The sequence below is a fragment of the Kitasatospora sp. MAP12-44 genome, from assembly GCF_029892095.1.
Classification (GTDB): domain Bacteria; phylum Actinomycetota; class Actinomycetes; order Streptomycetales; family Streptomycetaceae; genus Kitasatospora.
Map to the genome: position 1 here is coordinate 7,514,588 of NZ_JARZAE010000004.1, position 25,271 is coordinate 7,539,858.

A 25,271-nucleotide genomic window follows, 5' to 3' on the forward strand; every position below is an offset into this window, starting at 1 on the left:
TCGCGTCCACGTGTCGATCATGGACAATTCGTTCAGGAAAGCTGAACAATGGACGGATGGAGACACGGCGGCTGCAGATCCTGGCGGAGTTGTCCCGGCTGGGCTCGATGCGCGCGGTCGCGGATGTGCTCGGCGTCACCACCTCGACGGTCTCGCAGCAGATCGCCGCGCTGGCCCGTGAGATGGACACCGCGCTGATCGAGCCCGTCGGGCGGCTGGTCCGGCTGACGCCGGCGGGTCGGCGGCTCGCCGAGCATGCGGTGACGATCCTCGCCGCGGTCGAGACGGCACACCGCGACCTCGGCCCGGGAGCCGAGCCCAACGGCACCCTGCGGGTCGCCGGCTTCGCCACCGCCATCCGCGGCTACCTGCTGCCCGTCGTGGTCGACCTCGCCGCGACCAGCCCGCGGGTCCACATCCTGATCCGTGAGCACGAGCCCGCCGAGTCGCTGGAGCTGCTGGCCGCCGACGAAGTGGACCTCGCGCTCACCTACGACTACAACCTGGCTCCGGTCGCCGAGGATCCCACGATCAGCGCGACCCCGTTGTGGACCGCCAGGTGGGGGCTCGGCGTGCCGGCCGATGCCGAGCCCGGCGAGGGTACGACGCTGGACACCTTCGCCCGCTTCCGGGAGCACGACTGGATCGTCAACTCCCGCAACACGGCGGACGAGGAGGTCATCCGCACGCTCGCCTCGATGGCCGGCTTCCGTCCCCGCGTCACCCACCAGGCCGACAGCCTCGACCTGGTGCAGGAGATGATCGCGGCCGGCCTGGGCGTGGCGCTGCTGCCGATCGGCTTCCCGACCCAGCCCGGCGTGCGGCTCGTCCGGCTGGCCGGCCCCGACGTCGAGCTGCGCGCCTACGCGGTGGCCCGGCACGGCCGCCTCGACTGGCCGCCGCTCGCGCTGGTGACCGAGCTGCTCAGCGCCACAGCGCGCGGCTGACCCTCGTGTACCCGCCCCACACCGGCTGCTTCGCGTGGTCCCTCTGCGCCTGCGGTGATTTGCTGCTGAAGCATGAGCACGCCGCGAGAGGACACTGACGGTGATGGCGATGAAGGACGTGGTGGTCGTGCTCCCCGGTATCGGCGGGAGCGCGCTGAAAGTCGGCGGGCACAACGTCTGGGCGATGTCCGCCGGTGCGATCGGAAGGGCCATCGTCGGGCGCGGAGCGGACATCCGCAGGCTCGCCCTGCCGGGGTACGACGACCCCGGCGAGGAGTATCTCGACGACGGGGTCAGGGAGGGCGGGCTGCTGCCGGACCTCCACCTGCTGCCCGGCCTGGACTGGCGGATCGACGGCTACGGGAAGATCGACAAGACGCTCCGCGCCACCTTCGCACTCGAGCCGGGCCGCAACTACTTCCACTTCGCCTACGACTGGCGCCGGGACAACCGTGCCCACGCGGTCCGGTTGGCCAGGGAGAGCGCGAAGTGGCTGGCCGACTGGCGGGAGCACTCCGGGAACCGGGACGCCAGGCTCGTCCTGCTCGCGCACTCCATGGGCGGCCTGGTCGCCCGCTACTTCCTCGAATGCTGCGAGGGGTGGCGCAGCACCCGCAGTCTGGTCACGTTCGGGACCCCGTTCACCGGATCGATGAACTCCCTCGACTTCCTGGTCAACGGCTACCGCAAGAAGCTGGGCCCCGTCACGCTGCTCGACCTCACCGAGACGCTGCGCACCTTCACCTCGGTGTACCAACTGCTGCCCGCCTTCCGCTGCCTCGACACCGGCGGACCGCAGTTGGAGCGGCTGCGCGACCTCCCGCTGCTCCACGGGGTGGACCCGGTGCGGTTCGCCGCGGCGACGGCCTTCCACGACGAGATCGATCGGGCGGTCGCGACCCATCTGGCGGACGACTACGAGGGCACGGGCGGATACGCGATCCGGCCGGTCGTCGGCGAGTTCCAGGCGACCAGGCAGTCCGCCCGACCGGTCGACTCCCGGTTGCGCATGCTGGAGACCTGGAACGGCGTCGACCAGGACGGCGACGGGACCGTTCCCCGGCTTTCGTCCTTCCCCCAGGAGTCCTACAGCAGCCAGCAGAACGTCATGTTCGCCGCCCAGAAGCACGGATCCCTGCAGAACGACGACGGCGTGCTCACCCAGGTGCACGGCCTGCTGCGGGGTGTGGACGTGCCCGCGAACTACCTGGCCGGGCTCGTCAGGGTGGGGGCGCGGATCGATGACGTCCACCTGGTGGGCGTCCCGCTGCCGCTCGCGGTCCGGGCCGATCTCGACGGCACCGACCTGGTGGCCAGGGTGGTCGACGCCGCCACCGGGCAGCTGATGAGCACGGTGCGGATCCCGGGCGTGGGCGAGGCGTGGACGAGCGCCGAAGTCCCGCCGCTCCCGGTCGGCGACTACCGGGTGAGCGTGGGCGGCGCCGCGCAGGTGGCCGCGGTGAGCGAGATCTTCACCGTGGTCGGCGAGGGCTGAGCCTTCGCTCACTCCATCGGGGTGATGCCCATGCCCCGAAGCCGGCGGATCGGCCACCGCCGCACGAGGGCACCGTCGCCGGCGCTGTACCTGGCCACCACCTGATCGCCCCGTTTGCGGGCGCTCTCGTACCGGTCGGGGCCCATGACGGTGGTGTCGAGGTGCGCCCAGCTCCCGGTGTCCGGCCAGCTCAGCCACCCCACCAGCGCGTGACCGGGGACCAGCACGATCTCGGGCTGCAGGGAAAGGTTCTCCAGCACGCTGGCGAAGAGCACCGTGCCGTCCAGGCAGTTCATCAGACCGTGCTCCAGGCTCTCCCTGGGGAGCCTGACGCGTTGGCCGGCCGCGCCCTCCTCGGGGTTGTAGGAGATCACCGAGTTGACGTAGGCCATCCGTTGATCCGCTGCCAGCGTCTCGTAGACGGCGCGGACCTGGCCCTCGACGGCCTCGGCCGAGCCCTGGTAGCCGAGCAGCATGCGGTCGGGGTGCCGCTCGACGACCTGGCGGGTGAAGGCGATGACCTCGCGCGTGTGGGGGGTGACGAAAGCACCGAGATAGCGGGTCAGGTCGACCACGGCGCCGGTCGAGGGGTCCAGGGTCTGGGTCGGGGCGGTGTCCCGGGCGAGCAGCCAGATCGGCGTGGTGCGCTCGACCTCGGTGAGCCGGGTGTCGAGATCCTCGACGCGGACCGAGACGGTGGCACGGGTGAGCTCGGTGACCGCCGCCAGCGCACTGGGGTAGAAGGTCGGCAGCAGGTCGATCGAGCGGGTCCTGCCCGAGTCGAGCTCGACCGTGTCGATCGCGGCCGCCGAGTAGCCCTCGACCGTGCAGCTCACGCGCAGCCGCCTGGTCTCGCGCTCGTTGGTCCGGTGCACGCTCATCGTCACCAGCGGGCTCTCCCGGACGTCGAGCAGGTGGCAGAAGGCGGTCGGGACATGGGACATCCGCACCCGGGCCGTCGCCTCCAGCCCGGTGGAGGCCGCACCGAGCAGGCCGCTGGAGTCACGGGTATCGAGAACGACGGCGTCCTTCGTCCGGGCGGCCGCGCTCTGCGCCGCGAGCACGGACAGGTCGTGCTCGGCGCGGGCGAGTTCGTCGAGGTCCCCCTCGGCGTCCGGGCCGTACGCCTCCTGCCGCAGTCGTGCGACCCGGAGTCTCGCGTCGTACTCACGCAGGCGCAGTTCCTCGGCCTCGATCACGACGCCGTGTCCCCGTTCGGGACCGGCGGCGGCACGAAGCAGGCGGCCGGGGAGCCGTAGAGGCAGTAGAAGAGCCAGGACGGATCGGCCTCGGCGCGCTCGAAGTCCTCCTTGGTCCGGCGCAGTGCCTCGCCGACGGGCAGCCGGTCCGCGAGCAGGTGCTGGTAGAAGGCGGCCGCGAACCGCATCGCCACGCCCCTGTCCACCGGCGCGACGCACCCCACGAAGGCGGAGGCCCCGTGATCGAAGAAGCTCGCCCCGAGCCCCGGTTGAACATTCACCGTCGGGTTCCCCTGCGCCGCACCGGCCGCCGACGAGCAGGCGTTCGCGAAGACGAGGGGGCCGGGGGAGGCGAACTTCATATGCTCGGTTGTGCCCGCGTTGATATTGCCGAGGAACTCATCCTCCGGGTCGAGCCGGAGAATCGGCCTGCCTTCGTAGTCCAGTGCCCCGTGGCAGGTGAGGTGGATGATGTCGGCGCCGCGCGCCCGCTTGAGATCGTCGAGCGTCGGGTAGTCGGTGAGGCCGCTGCTCGGGAACTGCTGGACGGTGCCGCCGGAGGCCGCCACGGCCTCGAAGGTGCTCACCCACTGCTCGTACAACGCGGTGGCGTCGGCCGCGATCACCTGCTGGCCGAGAAAGTTGCAGGCATTCTGGACCGGATGGGTCGTTGCCACAGCGGGCCCGTTCTGGACGATCGGCAGGCGTGCCACCCGACAGCTGACGCCGAGCCAGTTGGTCCCGTCGTTCAGCAGTTCCCAGGGGATCCACTCGAGCGTCGTGTGGGTGTGGAACAGCAGATCGGGTGGGCCGTCCTGCTCGTCCAGCGCTCTGGCCACCGCCGATCGGACGGCGTCGGGGACGAGGATGTTCCAGTACTCGACGCACTTGTCTGCGAGCGCGCTCTTCGCGTCGGCCCCCTTGCCCTCCGCCGTGCTGTGCGCGACGTTCCGCAGGGTCTGCTCCACGCCGCTGCGCACGTTGCCGAGTCCGACTTTCGGCAGGGTGGCCAGGGGTACGTCGTGCCAGGTGTCGTGGCGGAGCAGGTAGAACTGGGCCAGATCGATGCTGCCGGTCTCGGTCGGCAGCACCAGGATGTGGACGGCCGCGTTCATGACGACCTCTCCAGGTCGAACTCCCGGGACGCGGCGGTCAACCGCTCCATGACCGTGCGCGGCACCGAGTCGCCGAGCGACTGCCTGGCGCAGGTGCGCGCCGCCTCAAGAGCTCCGCGGACCACCCCCAGATCGGGACTGGCCGCCCCGGCCTCCTGCTCGGCGGCCGCGGCCTGGGCCCGGAGGAACGCGACGGCCGAGGGCTCGGGGAGTGCCTGCCGACCGGGCCCGGACTCCTCCGCCACCTGCGCGACGAGTTCCCCGAGCAGGTGGGCCACCGAGTCCAGCAGCCCAGGTCGAACGTCCGGCTGGGCAGAGCGGAAACGGTCCTCCAGATCCGCCTCCACCTGCTGCTGGTACAGCACCCGGTGCTCCAGGGGCTCCTCGACGACGCCCGGAACCCGCTTCTGCTGGAGCGCGAAGCTGACGGCTCGGCTTTTGAGCAGCTGGCCCTTGTAGTACTGGTACTCGAGTTGATCCCGGCTGAGCGCCTCGGGGTCGTCCGGCAGGGCGTCCGCGACGGAGAGTGCGGGCAGCCTGATCAGGTGCAGATTGAGCCGGCCGAAGAACCCACCGGGCCGCCCCGCTTCCTCGCCGTCCAGCAGGGTGACCGCCCGGGAGTCCATCAGCGGTGCGAGCCGTTCGAGGTCGGGCGACGGGTACACCCACCACAGGTCGCCCTTCGGCCACCGGGTCAGCCATTCGTCGATGGGCTGCGGCGGATCGGCGATCTGATGCGCCACCACGATCAGGTCGCCGGGCGGCTGCGGCAGGCACAGGGTGTCCACCGTGCGCAGCGTCTCCTCAAGCTCCGTGCCAAGCTCCCTGCCAAGCTCTGTGCCAAGCTCCGTGCCACCGATCGGCAGCAGGCTGTGGCCGACGTCGCCCAGCAGTTTGACGACGGTGATCGGCGGCGTGGGCCCGGCCCGGGGTGACGCACAGTCGTCGTGCCCCGGAACGATCACCGCGTAGTCGGTGTCCCGACGCAACCCCACGCTGTCCAGCGCCTGCTCGAACAGGGTGTCGATGTTGACGGTCAGTACGCAGCGGACGTAGGAGGCGGCCACCAGCTCGGCCAGGTCGCGGTAGTAGAGCGGGACCGGGACGGATCGGAAGAACGGCTCCAGCACCGAGTACCGCTGCATCGGGCCGCGCTCGCGTAACCATGCGGCAAAGGTCGTACTCACCTGCTCGTCCGAGGACTGCGGCCAGTCCCCGGGGAGCTTGCTCAGCATCGGACGGCTGCGGGTGGCGAGCCGCTGGAACACGCTGCGACCGATCTCCGCCCAGGTCGGGACCCCGAGGTCCGAGCTCTGCTGGCCACCGAGGAAGACCGGAAAGGCACGGGGTGGGTCCTGGCGCTTGGCATCGGCCATGAGCTCTGCCAGCCTACGGATCTCCGCGCTCTCCGCTGCACTGATCATCACCAGACCACCTCACCGCTGGCCCTTCCCTCTCCAGCATGCGGCGCGGCCTGGACTGTCGCCACTGTTTTCTGACCTACTTTTCACTCAAACGGCGTAGTGTGGTGAGAGCAGAACCTGGTCCGGAGCGTCGCCCGTCTGTGCCCTCCGGACACCGCATGAGTGGTGTGTCGTGTGCCTGGTGCCCGACCGACCTGATCCGACCCGACTCCCGATTCACCGGCCCGGCCCGGCGTGCCCTCGTGAGAGTCCGTGCTCTGCGGAGTTGCTGCTCTACGGAGTTGCTGCGCCGCGGAGTTGGTGCTCTGCGCATGGGAAGCGACATGAACGGGTTTTCCGACCAGCTGATGATCCGGTACTTGGTCACCACGCAGGTGCAGCAGCTCCTGGAGCCCCCGGACGATTTGAACCGGAAGCGGTTGCAGTCCTTACTCGCGTCGGTCTACGACCCGAGCCCGCTCGAAGTGCGGTTCGTTGACTCGGTGGAGATCACCGCGACCCACTTCCAGGTGCCGGTGAGCGCGCCGGTGACGGTCCGTGGGACGTGGGAGAAGCTGCTGCCGGACGTCGAGCAGTCACGGGCCGTCGTGGAGATCCCGGCCGTCGCGCCGCCGCTCTGGATCGACCTGGTGCTGGACACCGTGGTCACGGCGAGGGTCGCGCTGAATGAGGGCGCCCTCGAATCCTTCTCCGCCAAGGACCTCTCGGGCCTCTCACAGACCGACTTCGCCAGCAACTTCGCCTTTCTCGACCCCGATGAGCTCAGTGATCTGCTGGCCCGCGCCAAGGTCGCCAACTACGAGGAACTCCAAGCGGAGTGGCCTCGGCTGTACAAGCTGGTCTACGCGCAGCCACCCCCGTTCGACCCGACCGTACCCGGGCGTACCTACCCGCTGCGCGTCTCGGTGCTGTTCTTCCCCGATCTGGACCTCGAAGGGGTGCTGCGTCGTCTCGCCCAGAGCCGGCAGGCGCTGGACGACACCCGCCCGCACGCCGAGGAGTACGACGGCGGGGCCCTGCTCGCCGCCAGTGCGTGGCTGGCGGTCTTCCCCGCCGCCGCGCTGGCATCCCCCACCGCCCCCGGGAACGCGCAGCAGGTGTCCGACCTGCTGGCAAACATCGGGGGCTCGGTGGCCGCCTTCGAGACGTTCCCGTGAGCCGCCCATGTGCAGCTGGAGACGATCCGCACCGCGTTCCGCCAGGTGCGATCCACCGACTGACGATCACGGATGCGCGAGGTCGCCGCCGCAGCTGCAGCGCCGGCCGGGCTTGGCGGGGTTGGCGCAGCGCGAGCAGAACACCTGGTGGCAGGCCCCGCAGACCGCCAGCTCGCTGACCGGTCGCCCGGTGCGGCAGGCGGCGCAGTGCCGCTCGCTGCGCCGCAGCTCGGCACGGTCCGCCAGGAGCAGCCCGCTGCGCCGCACCAGCTCCCGAGCCTCCGCCCGGACGGCGGTGCGTCCCGCGCCGTCCACCCAGCGTTGCGCGGCCTCCAGGCTCATCCCGGTGAGCGGGTCGTCCTCGGGCCGGCCGTCGGCCGCCCACAGCTCCGCACGGTTCTCCAGTCGCGCCGTCAGCCCGCGCTCCGCCGGATCCCGACCCAGGGCCACCGCTTCGATCGCGGCCCGGTCCTGGTGGTTGACCGGCAGCCGTATGGCCGGCAGGGTCCGCCCGACGGCGGCTCGGCGGCGGGCGTAGTCGAGCTCGCCGCGTTGGTACGCGGCTTCCACCAGATAGCGGAGCGTCTGGACCGAGATCGTGCCGGCCACGGTCGAGAAGTGCTCCCGCAGGCCGGGCCACTCGGGATCGGACCTGAGCCTCCCGAGCCGTCCGGCCCATACGCAGCGGATGAGTTCGACGGTGTCGATCCGGGAGTCCGGCAGCAGGTCGAGCAGTGCTCCGAGCTCCTTGAGATCCCCCGCCTCCAGCAGGTCCCGCAGGGCGAGCGTCAGCCAGCGCACGACCAGTGCGCCATCCTGGCTGGGATCGGGCTGCAGGGCGACCTTCGCTGCCGTGGCGCTGTCGCCGGTCAGCAGGTAGTAGAGGCGCATCGCGGCCCTGGCCGAGGGGTTGGTCGGGGCCGCAGTGTAGGAGCGCCGGATGTGGGGCAGCGCGCGTTCGAGGTCGTCCAGGCTCAGCCAGGCCTGGGCGAGGATCGCCTGGTCCGCGTCGGCGGCGAACTCCCCGAGTGACTCCCAGGCCCGCGTCACCGCATCGAGCCGCTCCAACTCGGCCCGCCCGCCGGTCTTCTCGACCAGTTCCACCAGGGCGGTGGTCAGGTGCCGCACGAAGGTCAGGGCGACGCCGCGGGGCATCGAGCTCGTTTCGGTGGAGTGCCCTATCGCCGACGACAGCTGACCGATGGTCACGCCGGCGCCGGCTCCTGCGGGGACGGTGGCCGACTTGGGTCGCCGGCGCAGCGCGGCCCAGGCCGAGGAGGGATCCGCCGGGTCTCCGAGGACCCGCCCGGAGAGCTCCTCGATGCGCAGCAGTGCCGGCACGGTCTGCAGTTGGTACAGGCGGCCGCACTCGGGCAGCCAGGCCGCCCAGCCGAGACTCGCGGTGACGAGGTGGACGTCCGCACGGCGGGCGAAGGAGTCGAGCAGCGCGGGCATCGAGTCCAGGGGGTAGCGTGCCACGGCACCGGCGCCGGCCCCGATGGCCGCGCCGCGCTGGTCCCCGAAGGCCAGGTGGCGGGCGAAGGTGTCGATGATCTCCTGCGCGCCGGGCCGGTCCGCCGGCACGGCCGCCAGCGCACGCTCCACCAGGTCGCGCAGCCACTGCCACTCGGCCCGGGCCGGCCCGGCGGCCGCGAGGCCGTCCCGGATGCTCGCTCCCCAGGCCCAGACGTCCATCGCCGGGGCCGCGAGGGCGCCGGCGCCCTGCTCCGGCGCCGCGTACGCGGGCGTCATGCGCGAGCTGGTGGGCCGACCGGTCGCCGCCATGGTCTCCAGGTCGCAGAGCCAGGTCTGCCAACTGGCGGGCCGCCCAAGGATTTCGTCGCCATGGTGGCCGAACAGGATGTTCTCGGGCTTGATGTCGCCGTGCACCATGCCGTGTCCGTGCAGCCGCGCCATCGCGCAGGCGACCGCCAGTGCGTGGTAGGCCAGTTCGGCCACGGGGATACCGCCGGATATACCACCGGATACACCACCGGCGGCCATGCGGTCGCGCAGGCTGCCACCCTGGCAGTACGGCATGCAGAGATAGGTGATCGAACCGCCGGTGAACCGGCTCACGCTCTCCTCGATCGGCAGCAGGCCGCCGTAGCCGTACTGGATCATTCGCAGGGCCTCGTTCTGACGGGTCGCCAGCCGCAGTGCGGTCACCGCGGCCTCGGACCGGAAGCCCTTGAGGGCCGTCAGCCTGCCGTCACCCCTACGCCCCACCTTGATCGTCGCATGCGGCCCGGCGAGCTCCCCGATGATCTCGTACTGGCCGATCCGCTCGCTCGCTCGAGCCCGCCCGAGCGACCGCGCCGTGTGGAGCGCTGCCGCGAAGTAGTCACCGGCGAACGGGTCGACGAAGACAGTCATATCAATCCCTCTGTTCCCCTGGATATCTGCATGGCCGCGTGGGCCGCGCAGAGCTCTGCCCAGCGTTGCCGGTGGAACCGCAGCGTGTCTCGGAGCAGCGTGCCGAGCTCCTGGCCGAGCTCGCCGTCGAGCGAGCGGTAGAGATGGTCGAGCACGGCCGTGCCCGAGGTCACCAGTTCGCCGGTCAGCTCGTCACTGCGCAGCTCGCCGGTCGGAAAGTACGCGACCACGGCCTCGACGAAGTCCCCCTCGCACTGCGGCAGCACCACCTGCCGGAAGCTCTGCGCCGTGACCCGGACCCGCACCCGGACCGCCTCGTAGGTCAGCCGCAGCCGGCGCAGCCGGGTGGCGGTCTCCCGGACCCGCTCGGCGAACCCGGGCGTGCCCGACTCCCAGGCGTCAGGGGCCTGTTCGAGAATGGACTCGAACATCAGGAGGTAGTCCTGGTGGATCAGCTCCAGGTCGGTGCAGAGCTTGTCCAGCGCGGCCCAACGGCGCTGCGCGCCGGCCGAGACCACGGCCGCCTCCAGCCCGTCGGCCGCCGCGAGGGCCGAGTGCGCCAGCCCCGCCGCCCGCACGCTCGCCGCGTCCACCCGCAGGAGTTCGAGCTCGATGCCGTGCGAGCCGGCCACGGCGCTGAAACCCTCGGCCTCGGCCAGTGCCGTCACCGGGACGGCCAGCAGACTCCGTGCGTCGGCCGTCAGTTCGTGATCCGCGGCGACCACTGCGAGCAGCACGTCGGTGCCGTCGGCGAACAGCGCGGCGCCGGACGCTCCGGACCAGGGTGACGCCCCGTCCGCTCGGCGGGCCGGCACCAGCGGGCCGGTCAGTCCGAGCAGCACCTGGCGGTCTCCCGACTTGGCGTGGGCCAGCGGATCGAGCTGGCCGCGCAGTGGCAGCGTGTCGCGCCGCCGTGCGCCGGCCCCCGGTACTTGTTCGCTCGCGACTTCGGCGAAGCCCAGCCCGGTGACCGCCACTGGCTGGTCGCCGCTGATCCGGCCCCAGCGCACCGGCGCGAGGTCCCCGGCTGCGCCGGCGTCCTCAAGAACCAGCAGTGCGGCGTCCACCGCTCCGCCCGATGCCGCCGACGCGGGCCACGCCACGATCGCCCGGCGCCACTCGGCCCGCTCGCCGGGCCTGGCCAGCACCCTGACCTCGACCGCCCCGGACGGCCCGGCGGCGCGCACCACATGCCAGGCGGTCAACACCGTGTCGCCGGTGGTCAGATACCCCGTGCCCACGGTGCCGCCGGCCTCGCAGAAGACCTCGACCAGCCGCGAAGAGTCCATTGGTGGGTTACAGCGGCCGACTGCTCGCCGACGCCCCGATCAGCTGGTCCGTTCCATCCGCTTCGACCGGCTGCAACACCAGCTTCAAACGCTGCGTGGTGCCCGCCGATTGCGTCACTCCGCCGTCCGCGCCCAGCCCCGGGAACACCCGCACCTTCACCTTGCCGTCCGCCTCGGTGCGTACGTCGACGCTGAGCTCCAACTCCACCGTGCCCGCCCGGAACCGCAGCCCCGCGTCCGGCTCGATCGCCGCCGTCAGCTCCGCGCGGATAGCGCTGATCGCCTCGGCCAGACCGGTCCACGCCTGCTCTGCCACTGAGTCCCCTTGGCCACGTCCACTGATCGGGGCAACACAGTAGCAGCGCACGGCAGTTCGATCGCTCCAGTCCCGAGCCCCTGTTCTGAGATCGCCGCCCGACTGCGGGGCAGAGGTCAGAGCCTGCGCCACGCGGGGTCTGCTGGACGAACCGGGTGAGGTTTGGCATGCCCATCCGCTCGCCAGGAATAGGGGATGACCGAACTCGTCCCGCCCCCGCCGTCGTCCCGCCTGCTGCGCCTGTCCGAGGAGGTGCGCGACGCCCTGGTGAGCCGCCGACCGGTGGTCGCCCTTGAGTCGACGATCATCGCGCACGGCCTGCCCCGGCCCCGCAACCTGGGTGTGGCGGCGGAGTTGGAGGAGATCGTCCGGGCGGCCGGCGCCGTCCCGGCGACCGTCGCGGTGCTGGACGGCGTCCCGCACGTCGGGCTCGGCAAGGCGGAGCGGGAGCGGGTCGCCAACGACCCCTCGCTGCGCAAGCTGGGCTTCCGTGATCTCGCGCCGGCCGTCGCGACCGGCGCGAGCGGGGCGACGACGGTGTCCGGCACGGCGTTTCTGGCTGCCCGCGCCGGGATCCGGGTCTTCGCCACCGGCGGGCTGGGCGGGGTGCACCGCGACTGGGTGACCAGCCAGGACGAGTCCGCCGACCTCGGCCTGCTCTCCCGCACCCGGATCACGGTGGTGTGCGCGGGGGTGAAGTCGATCCTGGACGTCCCGGCCACGCTGGAGCGCCTGGAGACGCTGGGCGTCAGCACGCTGGGCTTCCGGACCGCCGACTTCCCTGGCTTCTATCTGTCGAGCTCGGGCCGGCCGGTGGACTGGACGGTGCAGAGCGCCGGGCAGGTGGCGGCCGTGATGCGTGCACAGGACGAACTCGGCGGCCTGGACTCGGCGTTGATCGTCGCCAACCCCGTCCCCCAGGACGAGCAGCTCGACCCGCAGCTGCACGACCAGGTGCTCGCCGAGGCGCTCGCGGCCGCCGAGCGCGCGGGCGCCACGGGGCAGGCGGCCACACCGTTCCTGCTCTCCTATCTCACCGAGCACACCGCTGGCGCCTCGCTGGAGGCCAACCTGGCGGCCGTGCGCGGCAATGTGCGACTCGGCGCCGAGATCGCCGCGCACTGGGCCGAGATCGCCGCGGACCGGGCCGGGACGCAGGGGTGACGGCCGGCGGCGCTCTTGTGGTCATCGGTGACGTCGTCACCGATGTCGTCGCCCTGCACGGCGCGGCGCTCACCCCGCACACCGACAACGCCGCCCGCACGACGGTACGGCCTGGCGGCTCGGCCGCCAACACGGCCGCGTGGGCCGCGCGTTCGGGAGCCGAGGTGCGCCTGCTGTCCCGGGTCGGCGCGGACTCCGCGGCCTGGCACCGGGCCGAACTGATCGCCACGGGCGTCCAGCCGCAGCTGGTGCTCGATCCGGAGCTGCCGACGGCCGTGGTGATCTCCCTGGTGGACGCCGCAGCCGAACGCACCTTCGTCACCGACAGCGGCGCGGCCGCCCGGCTCGGCCCCGAGGACTGGGACCCGGCGCTCCTGGAGGACGCCGGCCGCCTGCACCTCTCGGGCTACCTCCTCTTCGCGGAACCAGGCCGCCGCCTCGCCGCCCTCGCCCTCGCGGCCGCCCACGCCCGGGGCCTGCCGATCAGCGTCGACCCGGCCTCCACGGCTTTCCTCCAACGCCTGGGCCCCGCCGCCTTCCTGGCGGCCATCGCCGGAGCCGAGCTGCTCCTGCCGAACCTCGCCGAGGCCCGACTGCTGACCGGAACAGCCGACCCGGCCACGGCCGCCGAACAACTGAGCGCCACCTACGGCGAGGCCGTGGTCAAGCTCGGCCCGCAAGGCGCCCTCGCCGCCCGCGACGGCGCGGTGGTGGCCCGGATCCCGGGCGTCCCCGCCTCGGCGGTCGACAGTACGGGCGCCGGCGACGCCTTCAGCGGCGCCTTCCTGGCGGCCCGCCTGGGCGGCGCCGACCTCACCGAAGCCACCACCGCCGGCTGCCGAGCAGGCGCAACAGCCGTCACCACGGTGGGCGGCCGCCCAGCGTAGTTGTCGTAGTAGTACTCCAGGAGAGCGGACACATGACAGCGGACGTCGACGCACGTGAGCAGCGAGGTCGCGAAGTGCTGGTCGTAGGCGCCTACTTCGCCGATCTGATCTTCCAGGAACTCGCGCGGCCCGTCCGGCCGGGCACCGAGGTCTTCGCCGGGGCGCTCGACCTGCTGCCCGGTGGGGCCTTCACGCCGGCGATGGCCATGCATCGGCTCGGCCACGACGTGGTGTGGGCCACCGACTTCGGCACCGACCTGTTCAGCTCGCTGGTCCTGTCCGCAGCCCGCGCGCAGGGCCTGGACGAGGCGGGCTTCCGCCACCACCCGGTCCCGCTGCGCAGTGTCACGGTGGCGCTGTCGTATCCCGGCGACCGGGCCATGGTCAGCTATCAGGACCCATGCGTGGCGTCGGCGCCGCCGCTCGCCGAGCTGCTGCGCGAGCACCGCCCCGAGGTGCTGATGTTTCCTCAACTCCAGTACGGAGAAGCCGTGCAGGCTTCTCTGCTGGTTGCCCGTCGGCTCGGCACTCAGGTGTTCATGGACTGCCAGGACATGCCGGCCACCCTCGACACCCCGACGGTGCGCGAGGTCCTCGCGGAGGTGGACGTCTTCGCCCCCAACGCCGACGAGGCTCTGCGACTGACCGGCACCACCACGGTGGACGACGCTCTGGACGTCCTCGCCGGACTCGTGCGCACCGTGGTCGTCAAGCGCGGCGGGGAGGGGGCCAGCGCCGTGCAGGGCGGGAAGCGGTACGACGTCCCCGCAGTCCCGGTCGACGTCGTGGACACCACCGGGGCCGGTGACTGCTTCAACGCCGGCTTCGTGCACGCCCTCCTCGCGGGCAAGGAGCTTCCCGACTGCCTCGCCACCGCTGTCGCCTGCGGCGCGGCGGCCACCGCCGGCCCGGGCTCCAGTCACGCGCTCTACTCCGCTGAGCTGCGGCAGTGGCTGGCCCGCGTCCCTCGCCGCTGACCGGCCGAGTAGCGCCCCTGTCGTTGCCCACAGTGGCGCTGACCATTCACTCGGTGATCGGTTCGTGTTAACGTCCGATGATCCTGACCTGAGATGCGCTCCGGCCCAGTCGCCGGGGCGTATCTCCACGTGGAGATACGCGAGGGGGCGCGGGTGCGGCTTCAGCCCCGGGCTTCAGCCCCGCCTCGCCGAAGGGGGCAACGGATGAGGATCCTGGTCACCGATCTGGACGGCACACTGCTGGGTGGCGACCGGGCCGACCGTCGCCGCCTGCACGCCGCGCTGGCCCGCCACCCGGAGGTGGCCGTGGTGTTCGCGACCGGCCGCGGGTTGCCCTCGGTACGCGAGGTGCTGCGGGATCCGCTGGTGCCGAGGCCGCGATGGATCATCGCGGACGTGGGGGCGAGCATCATCGACGGCGCGGACCTGACCCCGGCCGAAGCCCTGCAGCGCAGGCTGCGCAGGGGCTGGCCCGGAGCAGGGCGGGTCCGCGCCGCGTTAGGGCACCTCCCAGGCCTGGCATACCAGCACGGTGTGGCGCAGGACGGCCGCTGCTCGTTCCACCTGCGCCCCGAACGACTCACCGAGGAGCTCACCGACTCCGTGCGAGCCCTGGGCTGCACCTGGCTGTACTCCGCGGACCGCTACTTCGACGTCCTACCGCCGGGCGCGAGCAAGGGCGTTGCGCTGGCGGCGCTGGCCGCGGAGCAGCACTGGCCGATGTCGTCGATCCTGGTCGCCGGCGACTCGCTCAACGACCTGTCGCTGTTCGACCTCGCCGCACACGGCGCACACGGCGTGATCGTCGGCAACGCGGAGCCCGCCCTGCTCAAGGCTGTGCCCGAGCACGAGAGGGTCCACAGGCCCGACCAGCCGGGCGCCGCCGGCATCCTGTCGGCCCTGCAGAAGCTCGGCTGGGTGGAACGCGAGTACCCGCTCGTCGTCGGCTACCACCGGCCACCGGTGCACTGGACCCCCGACGGCTGGCGGCCACCCGCCAGCCCCAACGGCATCCTGCCCACGCTGCGCAGCCTGTTCACCGCGAACCCGCAGGCCGTCTGGAGCACCGCAGCAGTCCTTGAGCCTGACGCGCACCCGGCTCCCCTGGAACGGCACGACACCGGACTGCCGCTGTCCTTCGTGCAGTTGAGCCCCGCCGAGTGGGCCGGGTACTTCCATCGGGCCTGCAAGGAGACGCTCTGGCCGGTGCTGATGTCCCAGCCCCAGCAGCTGCGCTTCGACCCCGAGGCCTGGACCCGCTACCGCGAGGTGAACGCCCGCTTCGCCGAGCACATCAGCGCCCGCGCCGCACCGGGCGCCACCGTCTGGCTGCACGACTACAACCTGTGGCTCGTCCCCGGCCTGCTCCGCCCGGCCCGCCCCGACCTACGGGTCGGCCTGTTCCACCACACCCCCTTTCCGCCGCCGGACGTCTTCGCCGCGCTCCCCACCGCCCAGGAGATCCTGGCCTCGCTGGCCTGCCTGGACTGGGCCGGATTCCACACCGAGGCCTTCGCCGAGCACTTCCGCCGAGCCCTTGCCGACGTGCCCGGTCCGCCCCGGGTGGGCGTCCATCCGCTGGGCATCGACCGCGACGTCATCGCGGCGCTGGCCCGTGCCCGCCGGCCCCAGGACGGCCCGGCGGACGGGGCACTGGTGCTCTCCGTCGAGCGCCTGGACTACGCCAAGGCCCCCGTGCAGAAGGTCGAGGCCATCGCCGCGCTGCTCGCCCGCCGCCCGGAGCTGCGCGGACGGCTGCGGTTCCGCCTGGTGTGCCCACCTCCCGAGCCCGGCATCACCTCCTACGACGCGACCCGGCTGCTGCTGGAGCGCCGCATCAGCGAGGTGAACCGCGCCTGGGGCGGCGCCGGTTGGCGACCCATCGAGTACCTGCCCCGCAGTCTGCCGTTCACCGAGGTGATCGACCACTACCTGGCGGCCGACGTGTTCTGGGTGACCTCCCTGCAGGACGGGATGAACCTGACGGCCAAGGAGTTCGTCGCCGCCCAGCGCGCTGTCGACCGCTCGGGCGTGCTGGTGCTCTCCCGCCACACCGGTGCTGCCTCCCAGCTCGGCAGCGCGGCACTCCTCACCGATCCCCACTCACCCGCCGACCTCGTCGACACCCTGCACCAAGCCCTGACCCTCGGCCCCGAAGAACGCCGGACCCGCCTGGAACGCCTCGCCGACCTCCTCGGACACCACCACCCCGCGGACTGGGCCGCTGACATCACCGCCGCCATCCGCGGCCACGCTGCCCCTCGGCGAAGCCCCCACGGCCCTGGCCGATCCCACTCGCGTGACACCAACGCGCTTGCTGCCAACCGTGGATGACCACGGGCGACGCGGCCGCCCTGCTCGCGAATGCGAATCGTTGCTGAGACACGCCGTGCCCGGAAACGTCATACCCGAATCGACCCCGGCAGCAGAGCGCGCACCTCCGCCCGATCGCCGAACTGACAAGCGCCCCCCAGTCGCCGCCCTGTGCTACCCAGCGCTGATGGCCGAGCCGGTCCGTCAGCTCGATCCACGCCGTGAATCGGGACGTGAATCACGTCGTCTTTCCCTGGGACGCTCAGTACGGGGAGGGCTGGTTGAAGATGACGGTCAGGCTGGTGATCCTGCCGTCGCGGATGGCGAAGTAGCTGGTCATGACCAGCACCTCGGGCAGGTTGGTCTTGTCGTAGTCGCCGTCGTACTTGGCGCGCACGATGATGTCGCCGTGGTGGTCGATGACCTCGCGGACCTCCATGGTGACGTGGTCACCGACGAACTCCTTGTCGATGAACCTGCGGATCGAGTCGGTGCCCCAGATCTCGCGCCGGTTGTCGTTGACGTAGGCGTCGGGGGCGAAAGTCGCCACAATACGTTCGGTGTCGAAGGCGTTGACCGCGGCGATGTGCTCGGCCACGACGGCGGGGAGGTCGGTTGTCACGCTGGACATGGCGGGGATCCTCTCTATCGGCTCCGGTCTGCCATGGCCCAGGCTCACCGCTCCCGCCATGGGAGGGTCAAGGCCGCGAGGTCGCGTTGACCCTCACATCACTGGAGGGTTGAGAATGAGGAGATGAGCAACGCGCTGATGATCGGTGACTTCTCCAAGGCGACGCACCTGAGCATTCGAACGCTGCGGCATTACCATCAGATCGGCCTGCTGGAGCCGACCGACGTCGACCCGGACACCGGCTACCGCCGTTACGCGACCGAGCAGATCCCGGCAGCTCAGGTGATCCGCCGGTTCCGGGCTCTGGACATGCCGCTGGACGACATCCAGGCCGTGCTGTCCGCGCCCGACCTGCGGACCCGCGACCACCTCATCGCGGCCCACCTCGCCCGAATGGAGGCCGGCCTGGCCCGAACGCAGCAGGCCGTGGCGTCACTGCGCGACCTGCTCGAGCACGGGGCCGCACCGGCGGTGATCGGGCACCGCAGCGTGCCTGCGACGCCCGCCGCGGCGATCAGCGAGGACATCGGCGTCACCGACGCCCTGCTGTGGTACCAGGGGGCGCTGGGAGAACTGCACGCCACGCTGGCCGCCCAGGGCGTCCGAGCGGAAGGTCCCGCGGGTGGAATATTCGCGGACGAGCTGTTCGCGGACGAGCACGGTCGGGCGACCGTCTTCCTTCCATGCCACGGGCGGGTCCGGCCCATGGGTCGCGTCACGCCGACGACCGTGCCCGCCGCCGAGCTGGCCACCATCGTCCACTGCGGTCCGCACGACGAGATCGACCGCGCGTACGGGACCCTCGCCGCCCACGTCGCCGAGCACGAAGTGGCTGTCGACGGGCCACTGCGCGAGTACTACCTGGTCGGCCCTGGCGACACCGTCGACGAGGGAGCCTGGCGGACCGAGATCGGCTGGCCTGTCTTCGCCACCGGGACCACCGCCTAGCAGCGCGAATATCATTAATCGTTCCGTGGTGACTTTTCCCAGTGGGCCCGAATGTGAATTCTGCGGAGTATCCTGGAGTGTGCCGGAAGAACTGGCCGGCAGGACTACTGCGAGGAGTAAATATGCAGATCAGTAAGGTGGGAGTGCTCTTCTGCGACTCGTGATCGCGAAATTCTTGCCCGGCCCTTCAGCGGGAAGAAAGTAAATTCGCTACGGGGTCAGGGGTCGCAGGTCCGCACCCTGGCGTTCCGATCGGCGCTTACGCTGGTCGTAGGCCGTTCCCGCAGAGATGCGGGGGCGGCCTTTTGTTGTGCGTCAGCGACCCGCCGCTTGCTGTGGAGCGCCGACCGCATCAGCCCCGGGATGTAAACCTGTGGGCGGATGCCGCGCGAGTGATCGTTCTGTGGGCTGATGTTGGACGGAGGGATACGTGACAGCGTTGCCCTGTGCCCACGGACTGGCCGTAGCGGCACGATTGACGATCCGTCATAAAGGAGGGGCCGTGACCACCATGCCGTTCACCGGTCGGAAGGCCATGACGCGCCGCCACATGCTGGGAGCCGCGCTGGCCGCCGGGGCTGCCGTGCCGCTTGCCACCGTCGCCGGCCCCGCGTGGGCGGACCCGGGCGCCCCGGCCGCTCCGGGCTCGCCCGCCCCCGCGCCCACCCCCACCCCCGCGCCCACCCCCGCCCCCATCCCCGCGCGGCTTACGCTGCCCGTGCCCACCGGGCCGTACCCGGTGGGCACGGTCCAGCTGCACCTCGTCGACCGGTCGCGCCCGGACGACATCGCGGGCCCCGGGCACTTCCGCGAGCTGATGGCCACCGTCTGGTACCCCGCCCGGGACGTCGAGCGGTACCCGGTGGCACCCTGGATGCCGGCCGGCGCGCTGACGGCGTTCCTCGCCGACGTGGGGTTCAGCGCCCTGGCCGACCTGGCGCCGTTCACCTCCGGCCACGTGGGTGCCCCGGTGCTGCGGTCGGGCCGGCGGCTGCCCGTCCTGGTGTATGCGCACGGCGCGCACAGCCACCAGGGCGACCACACGACCATGGTCCAAGAGCTTGCCAGCCACGGATACGCGGTCGTGACGGTGGCTCACACCTACGACACCTACGCGGAGTTCCCCGACGGCCGGATTGCCGTTCCGAGTGGCGATCCGAAGGCCCCCACCGCACCGAGGGACTTCGCCGCAGACCTCCGCTTCCTCCTCGACTGCGTCGAGCAGCTCGCCGCCGGGTGCAATCCGGACGTCGATCGGCGGGAGCTGCCGGCCGGGCTGCTCGGCGGCCTCGACCCCCACCGCATGGGCGCGTTCGGCTGGTCGAAGGGCGGGTCCGCCGCCGCCTGCGCGACGCTTGAGGACGAGCGCATCCGGGCCGGACTGAGCCTGGACGGCCCGATGGAGATGAATCCGCCGCTCTCCGGGGAGCTAGATCGGCCGTTCATGATGATGACCGCTGTGTTCACCCGGGCCCAGGATCCGGCCGCCGCCCAGTTCTGGTCGTTCCTGCGGGGCTGGCGGCTGAACATCCAGGCCCAGGGTGCCGTCCACGTGTCGTACGGCGACAACGAGGCGCTGTTCCCACAGGTGGCGAAGCTGCTCGGGTGGAGCGGGCAGCAGCTCCAGGGCACGATCGGCACCCTCGATCCCGACGAGGGGGTGAAGATCCAGCAGGCATACCCGCTCGCGTTCTTCGACGAGCACCTGCGCGGCCACCGTCGGGGGCACCTGCTCGACGGGCCTTCCCCGGCCTTCCCGGCGGTGACGTTCCTCCCGTGAGTGCCCGTGAGTGCCCGTGAGTACCCGTAAGTACCCGTGAGTACCCGGGACCGCGGCGGTCCGTGCGGCGGTGGCGGGCCCCGCGGTTGACGTCATATCAGGCTGATGCCAGGGGCGGGAGGGGCTGCGGCGGGGTCGGGCCGGTGTAGCGGGCGGCGGGGCGGATGATCTTGCTGTCCTCGGCCTGCTCCAGGATGTTGGCGCACCAGCCGACGATCCGGGCGGCCCCGAAGGTCGGGGTGAACATCTCGCGCGGGACGCCGCACTGGTCCATGACGACACCGGCGTAGTACTCGACGTTGGTGAACAGCTCGCGGCCGGGCTTGAGCTCCTCCAGCGCGTCCAGGACGTGCCGCTCGACCTGGACGGCGAGGTCGGCGAAGCCGCCGCCGAGCCGCTGCGCCACCGCGCACAGCATCCGCGAGCGCGGGTCCTCGGTGCGGTAGACGGGGTGGCCGAAGCCCATGATCCGCTCCCCGCTCAGCACCCGGTCGCGGACCCACCGCTCCGCGCGGTCCGGGGTGCCGATCGCGTCCAGGGTGTCCAGCGCCCGACTGGGGGCGCCGCCGTGCAGCGGGCCGGAGAGCGCCCCCAGCGCGCCGACCACGCAGGCGGCCAGGTCGGCGCCGGTGGAGGCGATCACCCGGGCGGTGAAGGTGGAGGCGTTGAAGCCGTGGTCGATGGTGGAGGTCAGGTACTGCTCGATCGCCCGGGCGTGCTCAGGGCGCGGCTCCTGCCCGGTCAGCATGTAGAGGTAGTTGGCCGCGAAGCCGAGGTCCTCGCGCGGGTCGACCGGCTCCAGACCCTGGCCGACCCGGTAGAGCGCGGTGATCAGGGTCGGTGCGAGGGCGCTGACGTACAGCGCGTCGGCCCGGCGGCCGGCCGGGTCGGTGTCGTAGAGCGGACGGCTGCCGCGTAGCGCGGCCGCGACCGGCAGCAGCGCCCGCAGGCCGGCCAGCGGCCCGTCCGCCGCGACGCTGTGCGCGACCGGAGCGAGCAGCGGGCGCAGCGCGTCCGGCAGCCGGCGCGGTGGGACGGTCTCGGCGGTGAAGGCCGCACGCTCGGCGGCGGTGACCGGCAGCGCGCCGTCCAGCAGCAGCCGCCAGGCGTCCTCGAAGCCGCGCTGTTCGGCGAGGTCGATCGCCGAGTACTGGCGGTAGTGGTAGAAGCCTTCGCGGCCGCGGACGTCGCCGATCCGGGTCTCGGTGACGACGACGCCGCTGAGTCCGCGCGGGACGTCGACGGTGGTGATCTCACGGCTGCCGGGGGTGAGGGTGGGGTTGCTCATGGCTGGCTCCTCGGGGTGGATCGGGTGGGTCGGGTACGTCGCGGTAGTTGCGAATCTCGTCCATATGGTCGATCCTTGTCAATGTTGATTGAATCAATGTGGAGAGCGAGCGGCGAGCATGGCAGGAGCAGGACGGCGATCCGAGAGCGATGACGGCGACGACGGCGAGCCGATGCTGACGACCCAGCAGGCCGCCGCACGGCTGGGCGTCAAGCCGGAGACGCTGTACGCCTACGTCAGCCGCGGCCTGCTGGACCGGGTACGGGCGCCCGACGGCAAGGGCAGCCGGTATCCCGCCGCCGGCGTGGAGGCGTTGGCGGCCCGGGGCGGGCGGGGCGCGGGCGGGCGCGGGACCGGCGTCGCCGCGGAGCCGATCCGGACCGGCCTGACACTGATCGAGGGCGACCGGCTCTGCTACCGCGGCCGCGATGTCACCGACTTCCTCGCCGCCGGCTCCTTCGAGACGGTGGCCGAGTGGCTGTGGAGCGGCCGGCACGTGCCGGCCGCCCGCTTCACCGCCGCGGCGACCGCCCTCGCCGCGGCCCGGGCCGCCGCCGAGGTGCTGCCCGCCCGGGCGCGGGCGGTCGACCGGCTGCAGGCCGGGGTGATCGCGGCGGCCGTCACCGACCCGCTGCGCTTCGACATCCAGCCCGCCGGCGTCATCGCCACCACCCGGACCCTGATCGCGACCATGGTCGCCGCGCTGCCCCGGCTCGCGGAGGGCGAGGACCGCCAGGACGCACCGATCGCCGAGCTGCTCTGGCCCCGGCTGACCCGCCAGGCGCCCGGCGCGGACGGCCTGCGGGCACTGGACGGCGCGCTGATCCTGCTGGCCGACCACGACGTGGCGCCCTCGACGTACGCCGCCCGGATCGCCGCCTCGACTCGCGCGCACCCCTACGCCGTGGTCACCGCCGGGCTCGCGGTGCTGGACGGGCCGATGCACGGCGGCGCTGGGGCGCTGGCCCACCGGCTGATCGCCGACGCGGTGGCCGGCGGCGACCCGCTGGGCGTGCTGGCCGAACGGCTGCGCGGCGAGGGCGGAGTACCGGGCTTCGGGCACTCGCTCTACCGGACGGCCGACCCGCGCGCCGAGGCCCTGCTGCGGCTGGTCGAGCCGCTGCCCGACCCGGGAGGCGGGTGGACGGTGGTCCGGGCGCTGGTCGACGCGGCGCGGGAGCGGCTGGGCACCTTCCCCAACTCGGACTTCGCGCTGGCGGCGCTGGCGTACCAGAGCCGGATGGCGGCGGACGCGACCGAGACCGTGGTCGCGGTGGCCCGCAGCGCGGGCTGGATCGCGCACGCCCTGGAGGAGTACCAGGCCCCGGTGGTCCGGCACCGGCCGCGCGGCCTCTACGTGGGGGAGCGGCCTGCGTGATCGTGCTCTCGGTGCGGCCTGGCGAGCAGCTGGCCGAGCTGATGGCCGAGCAGCTGGCCGAGCTGACGCCGTCGAACCGATGTGCCAGGCAGTCACCCGAGTTACTGCGGTTGGTAGGCCCAGGCGGGCGGGGCCGTGGCCTCGACGGGGAGGCTCAGCACGGATCCGTCCTGACTGCCGGGGTTGGTGAGGCCGTGGCGGGCGGTGGTGATGAGGAGGCGTCCGCCGGTCGGGGTGAGGCAGACGGAGGTGGGTTGGGGGGTGGGCAGGTGCAGGGTGGCCAGCTGGGTGCCGTCGGGGTGGTAGCGGTGCACGGTGCCGTGTCCCCAGATGGCGACCCAGAGGCAGCCGTCGGCGTCCGTGGTCATCCCGTCGGGGGAGCCGCCGGCTGCGAGGCGGGTGAACTCCTCGCGGCCGGTGGGGTTGCCGTCGGGGTCGAGGGTGCAGCGGTGGATGACGCCGGCGGCGGAATCGGCGACGTAGAGGAGGTCTCCCGTGCTGTTGAAGGCGGGGCCGTTGACGACGGTCATGCCGTCCAGGACGCGGTGGACGGAGCCGTCGGGGTCGGTGCGGTAGAGGGAGCCGGCGCCCGGGGTGGCGTCGTAGGCCATGCTGCATGCCCAGAAGCGGCCGTGCGGGTCGCAGGCGCCGTCGTTCATCCTGGTGGGGACGAGGGATCGGTCTTCGGGGCGGGCGAGCCAGTCGACGCCGCCGTCGGGGTCGAGTAGGGCGATGCCGGTGCCGGCGGCGGCGATCCAGTGGCCGGGGCGTCCGCTGACCGGGGCGACGGCCCCCAGCGGGATGTCGAGGCGGGTGATTTCGCGTGGAGTTCGCGGGCCGGGGAGGTCGGCGACTTCGAGGAGGCGGCCGGCGAGGATGTCGACGTAGACGAGTCGTCCGTCGATCCAGCGGGCGCCTTCGCCGAGTTCGTGGTCGCCGGCGGCCCACACCTCGATCTGGTGGGACTCGGTCATGGGAACTCCCGGAAGGCTAGCGAAGGGTGGTGCCGGCGGGTTGGTCGAGGAGGGCGAGGTCGCGGCGGGTGGGCAGGCCTTCCCAGTCGCCGCGGCTGGCGACGGCGAAGGCGCCGGTGGTGGTGGCCCGGTGGAGGCGGCCTTCGACGTCGAGTCCGTCGAGCAGGCCGGAGAGGTAGCCCGCGACGAAGGCGTCGCCGGCCCCGACCACGTCGACCACGGGCACCCGGCGGGCGGGCGTGTTGACGGTCCCGTGCGCCGTGGTGGCGCTCGCGCCGTCGCCGCCTCTGGTGAGTACCACCTCGCGGCGTCCCTGCGCGAGCAGCTCGGCGATCGCGTCCTGCTCGGGCAGGGACGGGTCTTCGGAGACCAGGTGCAGTTCGTCGGCGGAGGCGACCAGCACATCGGCCAGCCGGGCCAGTGGCAGCAGGGCGTTGCGCGCCTCGGCCGGTGACCACAGGCGGGCACGGTAGTTGACGTCGAGGCAGACGGTGATGCCGAGTTCGCCGGCCCTGGCGGCCGCCGCGCGCGCGGCCTCGGCCGCGTCGGCGCTCAGGGCGGGGGTGATCCCGGTCAGGTGGAGGATGCGGACACCGGGGTTCAGGGCAGGCAGGACGTCCGAGGACCGAAGGGCCGATCCGGCCGATCCGGCGCGGTAGTAGGCGACGCTGACCAGGTCGGCGATCCGGTCCTCACGGGCCAGCAGGCCGGTCGGTCGGCCGTCGGTGTCGAGTCGCGCGTGGCTGACGTCGACCTGTTCCGCGCGCAGCGTGCGCAGGACGAGTGCGCCGAACTCGTCGTCGCCGACCCGTCCGACCCAGCCGGTGCGGTGTCCGAGCCTGGCCAGGCCGATCGCCACGTTGGCCTCGGCGCCCGCGACGGACAGCTGCATCGGTGCGCCGAGCCTGACCGGGCCGGTGGCGCGCAGCGCGGCCATGGTCTCGCCGACGGTGACGACATCGAGCGGTGACCTGCCGGTCATGCCGCGACCTCCTCGGTCAGGGCGGTGCGCCAGCGGGCGACGCGCTCGCGCAGCGCGTCCAGGTCTCCGCCGTCGGCGGCGTCGCCGACCAGCGGTGAGCCGACGCCGACGGCGACCGCGCCCGCGGCGAGGTAGGCGAGCGCCGCGGCGGCGTCGATGCCGCCGACGGGCACGAACGGCACGGTGGGGAAGGGGTCGCGCAGGGCCTTCAGGTAGCCGGGGCCGCCCAGGGAGGCAGGGAACAGCTTGACGGCGAGCGCGCCGTTCTCGTTCGCGGCGATCACCTCACTGGGTGTCAGCGCGCCTATCAGCAGAGGGAGTTCGTGGCTGGGGCTGCGGCGCAGGTCTTTGCCGAGGCCCGGAGTGACGAGGAAGCTCGCGCCGGCGTCGGCGGCGCGGGCGGCGTCCTCGCCGGTCAGGACGGTGCCGGCGCCGAGGGTGGCCCGGGGACCGAGTTCGCGGCGGGCCCGGGTGATCACCCAGAGGGCGTCGGGGGTGGTGAGGGACACCTCGGCTGCGGTGATGCCCTCCTCGGCGAGGGTGAGGACGGTGCGCAGCGCCGCGTCGCGGTCGGTGCCGCGCACGATGGCCAGTGTCCGGTACGGCAGTTCGGTCAGGTTCACGGGAGTGG

At 72.2% G+C, this 25,271-nt stretch carries 21 protein-coding genes; 10 read left to right on the forward strand and 11 right to left on the reverse strand.

Going from position 1 to position 25,271, the window contains the following annotated elements:
* Positions 1 to 56: 56 nt before the first annotated feature.
* Together P3T34_RS34280 and P3T34_RS34285 are read left to right on the forward strand one after the other, a co-directional pair.
* Positions 57 to 947, forward strand: a complete 891-nt coding sequence (locus P3T34_RS34280; protein ID WP_280669942.1) for a LysR family transcriptional regulator — start codon at positions 57 to 59, stop codon at positions 945 to 947.
* 103 nt (positions 948 to 1,050) lie between these two features.
* Positions 1,051 to 2,442 (forward strand): hypothetical protein, encoded by a 1,392-nt coding sequence (locus P3T34_RS34285; protein WP_280669943.1) that lies wholly within the window; start codon positions 1,051 to 1,053, stop codon positions 2,440 to 2,442.
* 8 nt (positions 2,443 to 2,450) lie between these two features.
* Here P3T34_RS34285 and P3T34_RS34290 read toward each other — a convergent pair whose 3' ends face one another.
* From P3T34_RS34290 to P3T34_RS34300, 3 genes are read right to left on the reverse strand one after another with little or no spacing between them, the layout of a single operon-like run.
* Complete coding sequence (locus P3T34_RS34290; protein WP_280669944.1) at positions 2,451 to 3,641, reverse strand: hypothetical protein; 1,191 nt, start codon at positions 3,639 to 3,641, stop codon at positions 2,451 to 2,453.
* On the reverse strand, positions 3,638 to 4,756 hold the full coding sequence (locus P3T34_RS34295) for a CHAT domain-containing protein (protein ID WP_280669945.1): 1,119 nt from the start codon (positions 4,754 to 4,756) through the stop codon (positions 3,638 to 3,640). Before P3T34_RS34295 ends, P3T34_RS34290 begins: the two co-directional genes overlap by 4 nt.
* Entirely contained in the window at positions 4,753 to 6,132 is a 1,380-nt protein-coding gene (locus tag P3T34_RS34300) for a hypothetical protein (RefSeq protein WP_280669946.1), read from the reverse strand. The genes P3T34_RS34295 and P3T34_RS34300 overlap by 4 nt, the downstream gene beginning before the upstream one ends.
* A 371-nt stretch (positions 6,133 to 6,503) precedes the next feature.
* Here P3T34_RS34300 and P3T34_RS34305 point away from each other — a divergent pair, with 371 nt between their 5' ends.
* Positions 6,504 to 7,337 carry a hypothetical protein gene (locus tag P3T34_RS34305; RefSeq protein ID WP_280669947.1) on the forward strand — a complete coding sequence of 278 codons (834 nt, stop codon included), beginning with the start codon at positions 6,504 to 6,506 and terminating at the stop codon, positions 7,335 to 7,337.
* 66 nt (positions 7,338 to 7,403) lie between these two features.
* On the opposite strand, the gene P3T34_RS34310 is transcribed toward P3T34_RS34305, so the two are convergent.
* From P3T34_RS34310 to P3T34_RS34320, 3 genes are read right to left on the reverse strand one after another with little or no spacing between them, the layout of a single operon-like run.
* Entirely contained in the window at positions 7,404 to 9,713 is a 2,310-nt protein-coding gene (locus P3T34_RS34310; protein ID WP_280669948.1) for a protein kinase, read from the reverse strand.
* Positions 9,710 to 11,002, reverse strand: a complete 1,293-nt coding sequence (locus P3T34_RS34315) for a hypothetical protein (protein WP_280669949.1) — start codon at positions 11,000 to 11,002, stop codon at positions 9,710 to 9,712. The genes P3T34_RS34310 and P3T34_RS34315 overlap by 4 nt, the downstream gene beginning before the upstream one ends.
* Before the next feature lie 7 nt (positions 11,003 to 11,009).
* Positions 11,010 to 11,318, reverse strand: coding sequence for a trypco2 family protein (locus P3T34_RS34320; RefSeq protein ID WP_280669950.1), 309 nt, complete (start codon positions 11,316 to 11,318; stop codon positions 11,010 to 11,012).
* Between the two features lie 195 nt (positions 11,319 to 11,513).
* On the opposite strand from P3T34_RS34320, the gene P3T34_RS34325 reads away from it, so the two are divergent.
* The 4 genes from P3T34_RS34325 (at position 11,514) to P3T34_RS34340 (ending at position 16,680) form a co-directional block, all read left to right on the forward strand.
* A complete protein-coding gene (locus tag P3T34_RS34325) occupies positions 11,514 to 12,482 on the forward strand; it encodes a pseudouridine-5'-phosphate glycosidase (protein ID WP_280669951.1) in 969 nt (322 codons plus the stop codon).
* Entirely contained in the window at positions 12,479 to 13,369 is an 891-nt protein-coding gene (locus P3T34_RS34330; protein WP_280669952.1) for a PfkB family carbohydrate kinase, read from the forward strand. Before P3T34_RS34325 ends, P3T34_RS34330 begins: the two co-directional genes overlap by 4 nt.
* A gap of 32 nt (positions 13,370 to 13,401) precedes the next feature.
* Positions 13,402 to 14,346, forward strand: a complete 945-nt coding sequence (locus P3T34_RS34335; protein WP_280669953.1) for a carbohydrate kinase family protein — start codon at positions 13,402 to 13,404, stop codon at positions 14,344 to 14,346.
* A 204-nt stretch (positions 14,347 to 14,550) separates the two neighbouring features.
* Entirely contained in the window at positions 14,551 to 16,680 is a 2,130-nt protein-coding gene (locus P3T34_RS34340; protein ID WP_280669954.1) for an HAD-IIB family hydrolase, read from the forward strand.
* Between the two features lie 241 nt (positions 16,681 to 16,921).
* Here P3T34_RS34340 and P3T34_RS34345 read toward each other — a convergent pair whose 3' ends face one another.
* Positions 16,922 to 17,290 (reverse strand): nuclear transport factor 2 family protein, encoded by a 369-nt coding sequence (locus tag P3T34_RS34345; RefSeq protein WP_280669955.1) that lies wholly within the window; start codon positions 17,288 to 17,290, stop codon positions 16,922 to 16,924.
* A gap of 123 nt (positions 17,291 to 17,413) precedes the next feature.
* On the opposite strand from P3T34_RS34345, the gene P3T34_RS34350 reads away from it, so the two are divergent.
* Positions 17,414 to 18,238 carry a MerR family transcriptional regulator gene (locus P3T34_RS34350; RefSeq protein ID WP_280669956.1) on the forward strand — a complete coding sequence of 275 codons (825 nt, stop codon included), beginning with the start codon at positions 17,414 to 17,416 and terminating at the stop codon, positions 18,236 to 18,238.
* A 511-nt stretch (positions 18,239 to 18,749) separates the two neighbouring features.
* The gene (locus P3T34_RS34355; RefSeq protein WP_280672562.1) at positions 18,750 to 20,018 is read left to right on the forward strand and encodes an acetylhydrolase; all 1,269 of its coding nucleotides are present in this window, start codon (positions 18,750 to 18,752) and stop codon (positions 20,016 to 20,018) included.
* 97 nt (positions 20,019 to 20,115) lie between these two features.
* Here the strand turns inward: P3T34_RS34355 and P3T34_RS34360 are convergent, their stop codons facing one another.
* Positions 20,116 to 21,306, reverse strand: coding sequence for a citrate synthase (locus P3T34_RS34360; protein ID WP_280669957.1), 1,191 nt, complete (start codon positions 21,304 to 21,306; stop codon positions 20,116 to 20,118).
* Positions 21,307 to 21,424: 118 nt separating this feature from the next.
* On the opposite strand from P3T34_RS34360, the gene P3T34_RS34365 reads away from it, so the two are divergent.
* Entirely contained in the window at positions 21,425 to 22,684 is a 1,260-nt protein-coding gene (locus P3T34_RS34365) for a citrate synthase (RefSeq protein ID WP_280669958.1), read from the forward strand.
* A gap of 101 nt (positions 22,685 to 22,785) precedes the next feature.
* On the opposite strand, the gene P3T34_RS34370 is transcribed toward P3T34_RS34365, so the two are convergent.
* The 3 genes from P3T34_RS34370 to P3T34_RS34380 are packed head-to-tail and all read right to left on the reverse strand — an operon-like array spanning position 22,786 to position 25,263.
* Complete coding sequence (locus tag P3T34_RS34370) at positions 22,786 to 23,658, reverse strand: SMP-30/gluconolactonase/LRE family protein (protein ID WP_280669959.1); 873 nt, start codon at positions 23,656 to 23,658, stop codon at positions 22,786 to 22,788.
* Positions 23,659 to 23,674: 16 nt separating this feature from the next.
* A complete protein-coding gene (locus tag P3T34_RS34375) occupies positions 23,675 to 24,640 on the reverse strand; it encodes a sugar kinase (protein ID WP_280669960.1) in 966 nt (321 codons plus the stop codon).
* Positions 24,637 to 25,263 (reverse strand): bifunctional 4-hydroxy-2-oxoglutarate aldolase/2-dehydro-3-deoxy-phosphogluconate aldolase, encoded by a 627-nt coding sequence (locus P3T34_RS34380; RefSeq protein WP_280669961.1) that lies wholly within the window; start codon positions 25,261 to 25,263, stop codon positions 24,637 to 24,639. Before P3T34_RS34380 ends, P3T34_RS34375 begins: the two co-directional genes overlap by 4 nt.
* Between the last annotated feature and the right edge of the window lie 8 nt (positions 25,264 to 25,271).

Excerpts from the sequence above, each read along its gene's own strand:
- P3T34_RS34365 (WP_280669958.1), top strand. The coding sequence starts at position 21,425 with ATGGCAGGAGCAGGACGGCGATCCGAGAGCGATGACGGCGACGACGGC.
- P3T34_RS34315 (WP_280669949.1), bottom strand. The coding sequence starts at position 11,002 with ATGGACTCTTCGCGGCTGGTCGAGGTCTTCTGCGAGGCCGGCGGCACC.
- P3T34_RS34335 (WP_280669953.1), top strand. The coding sequence starts at position 13,402 with ATGACAGCGGACGTCGACGCACGTGAGCAGCGAGGTCGCGAAGTGCTG.
- P3T34_RS34310 (WP_280669948.1), bottom strand. The coding sequence starts at position 9,713 with ATGACTGTCTTCGTCGACCCGTTCGCCGGTGACTACTTCGCGGCAGCG.
- P3T34_RS34285 (WP_280669943.1), top strand. The coding sequence starts at position 1,051 with ATGGCGATGAAGGACGTGGTGGTCGTGCTCCCCGGTATCGGCGGGAGC.
- P3T34_RS34305 (WP_280669947.1), top strand. The coding sequence starts at position 6,504 with ATGAACGGGTTTTCCGACCAGCTGATGATCCGGTACTTGGTCACCACG.
- P3T34_RS34280 (WP_280669942.1), top strand. The coding sequence starts at position 57 with ATGGAGACACGGCGGCTGCAGATCCTGGCGGAGTTGTCCCGGCTGGGC.
- P3T34_RS34325 (WP_280669951.1), top strand. The coding sequence starts at position 11,514 with ATGACCGAACTCGTCCCGCCCCCGCCGTCGTCCCGCCTGCTGCGCCTG.
- P3T34_RS34375 (WP_280669960.1), bottom strand. The coding sequence starts at position 24,640 with ATGACCGGCAGGTCACCGCTCGATGTCGTCACCGTCGGCGAGACCATG.
- P3T34_RS34345 (WP_280669955.1), bottom strand. The coding sequence starts at position 17,290 with ATGTCCAGCGTGACAACCGACCTCCCCGCCGTCGTGGCCGAGCACATC.
- P3T34_RS34360 (WP_280669957.1), bottom strand. The coding sequence starts at position 21,306 with ATGAGCAACCCCACCCTCACCCCCGGCAGCCGTGAGATCACCACCGTC.
- P3T34_RS34370 (WP_280669959.1), bottom strand. The coding sequence starts at position 23,658 with ATGACCGAGTCCCACCAGATCGAGGTGTGGGCCGCCGGCGACCACGAA.
- P3T34_RS34300 (WP_280669946.1), bottom strand. The coding sequence starts at position 6,132 with ATGGCCGATGCCAAGCGCCAGGACCCACCCCGTGCCTTTCCGGTCTTC.
- P3T34_RS34355 (WP_280672562.1), top strand. The coding sequence starts at position 18,750 with ATGCCGTTCACCGGTCGGAAGGCCATGACGCGCCGCCACATGCTGGGA.
- P3T34_RS34340 (WP_280669954.1), top strand. The coding sequence starts at position 14,551 with ATGAGGATCCTGGTCACCGATCTGGACGGCACACTGCTGGGTGGCGAC.
- P3T34_RS34350 (WP_280669956.1), top strand. The coding sequence starts at position 17,414 with ATGAGCAACGCGCTGATGATCGGTGACTTCTCCAAGGCGACGCACCTG.
- P3T34_RS34295 (WP_280669945.1), bottom strand. The coding sequence starts at position 4,756 with ATGAACGCGGCCGTCCACATCCTGGTGCTGCCGACCGAGACCGGCAGC.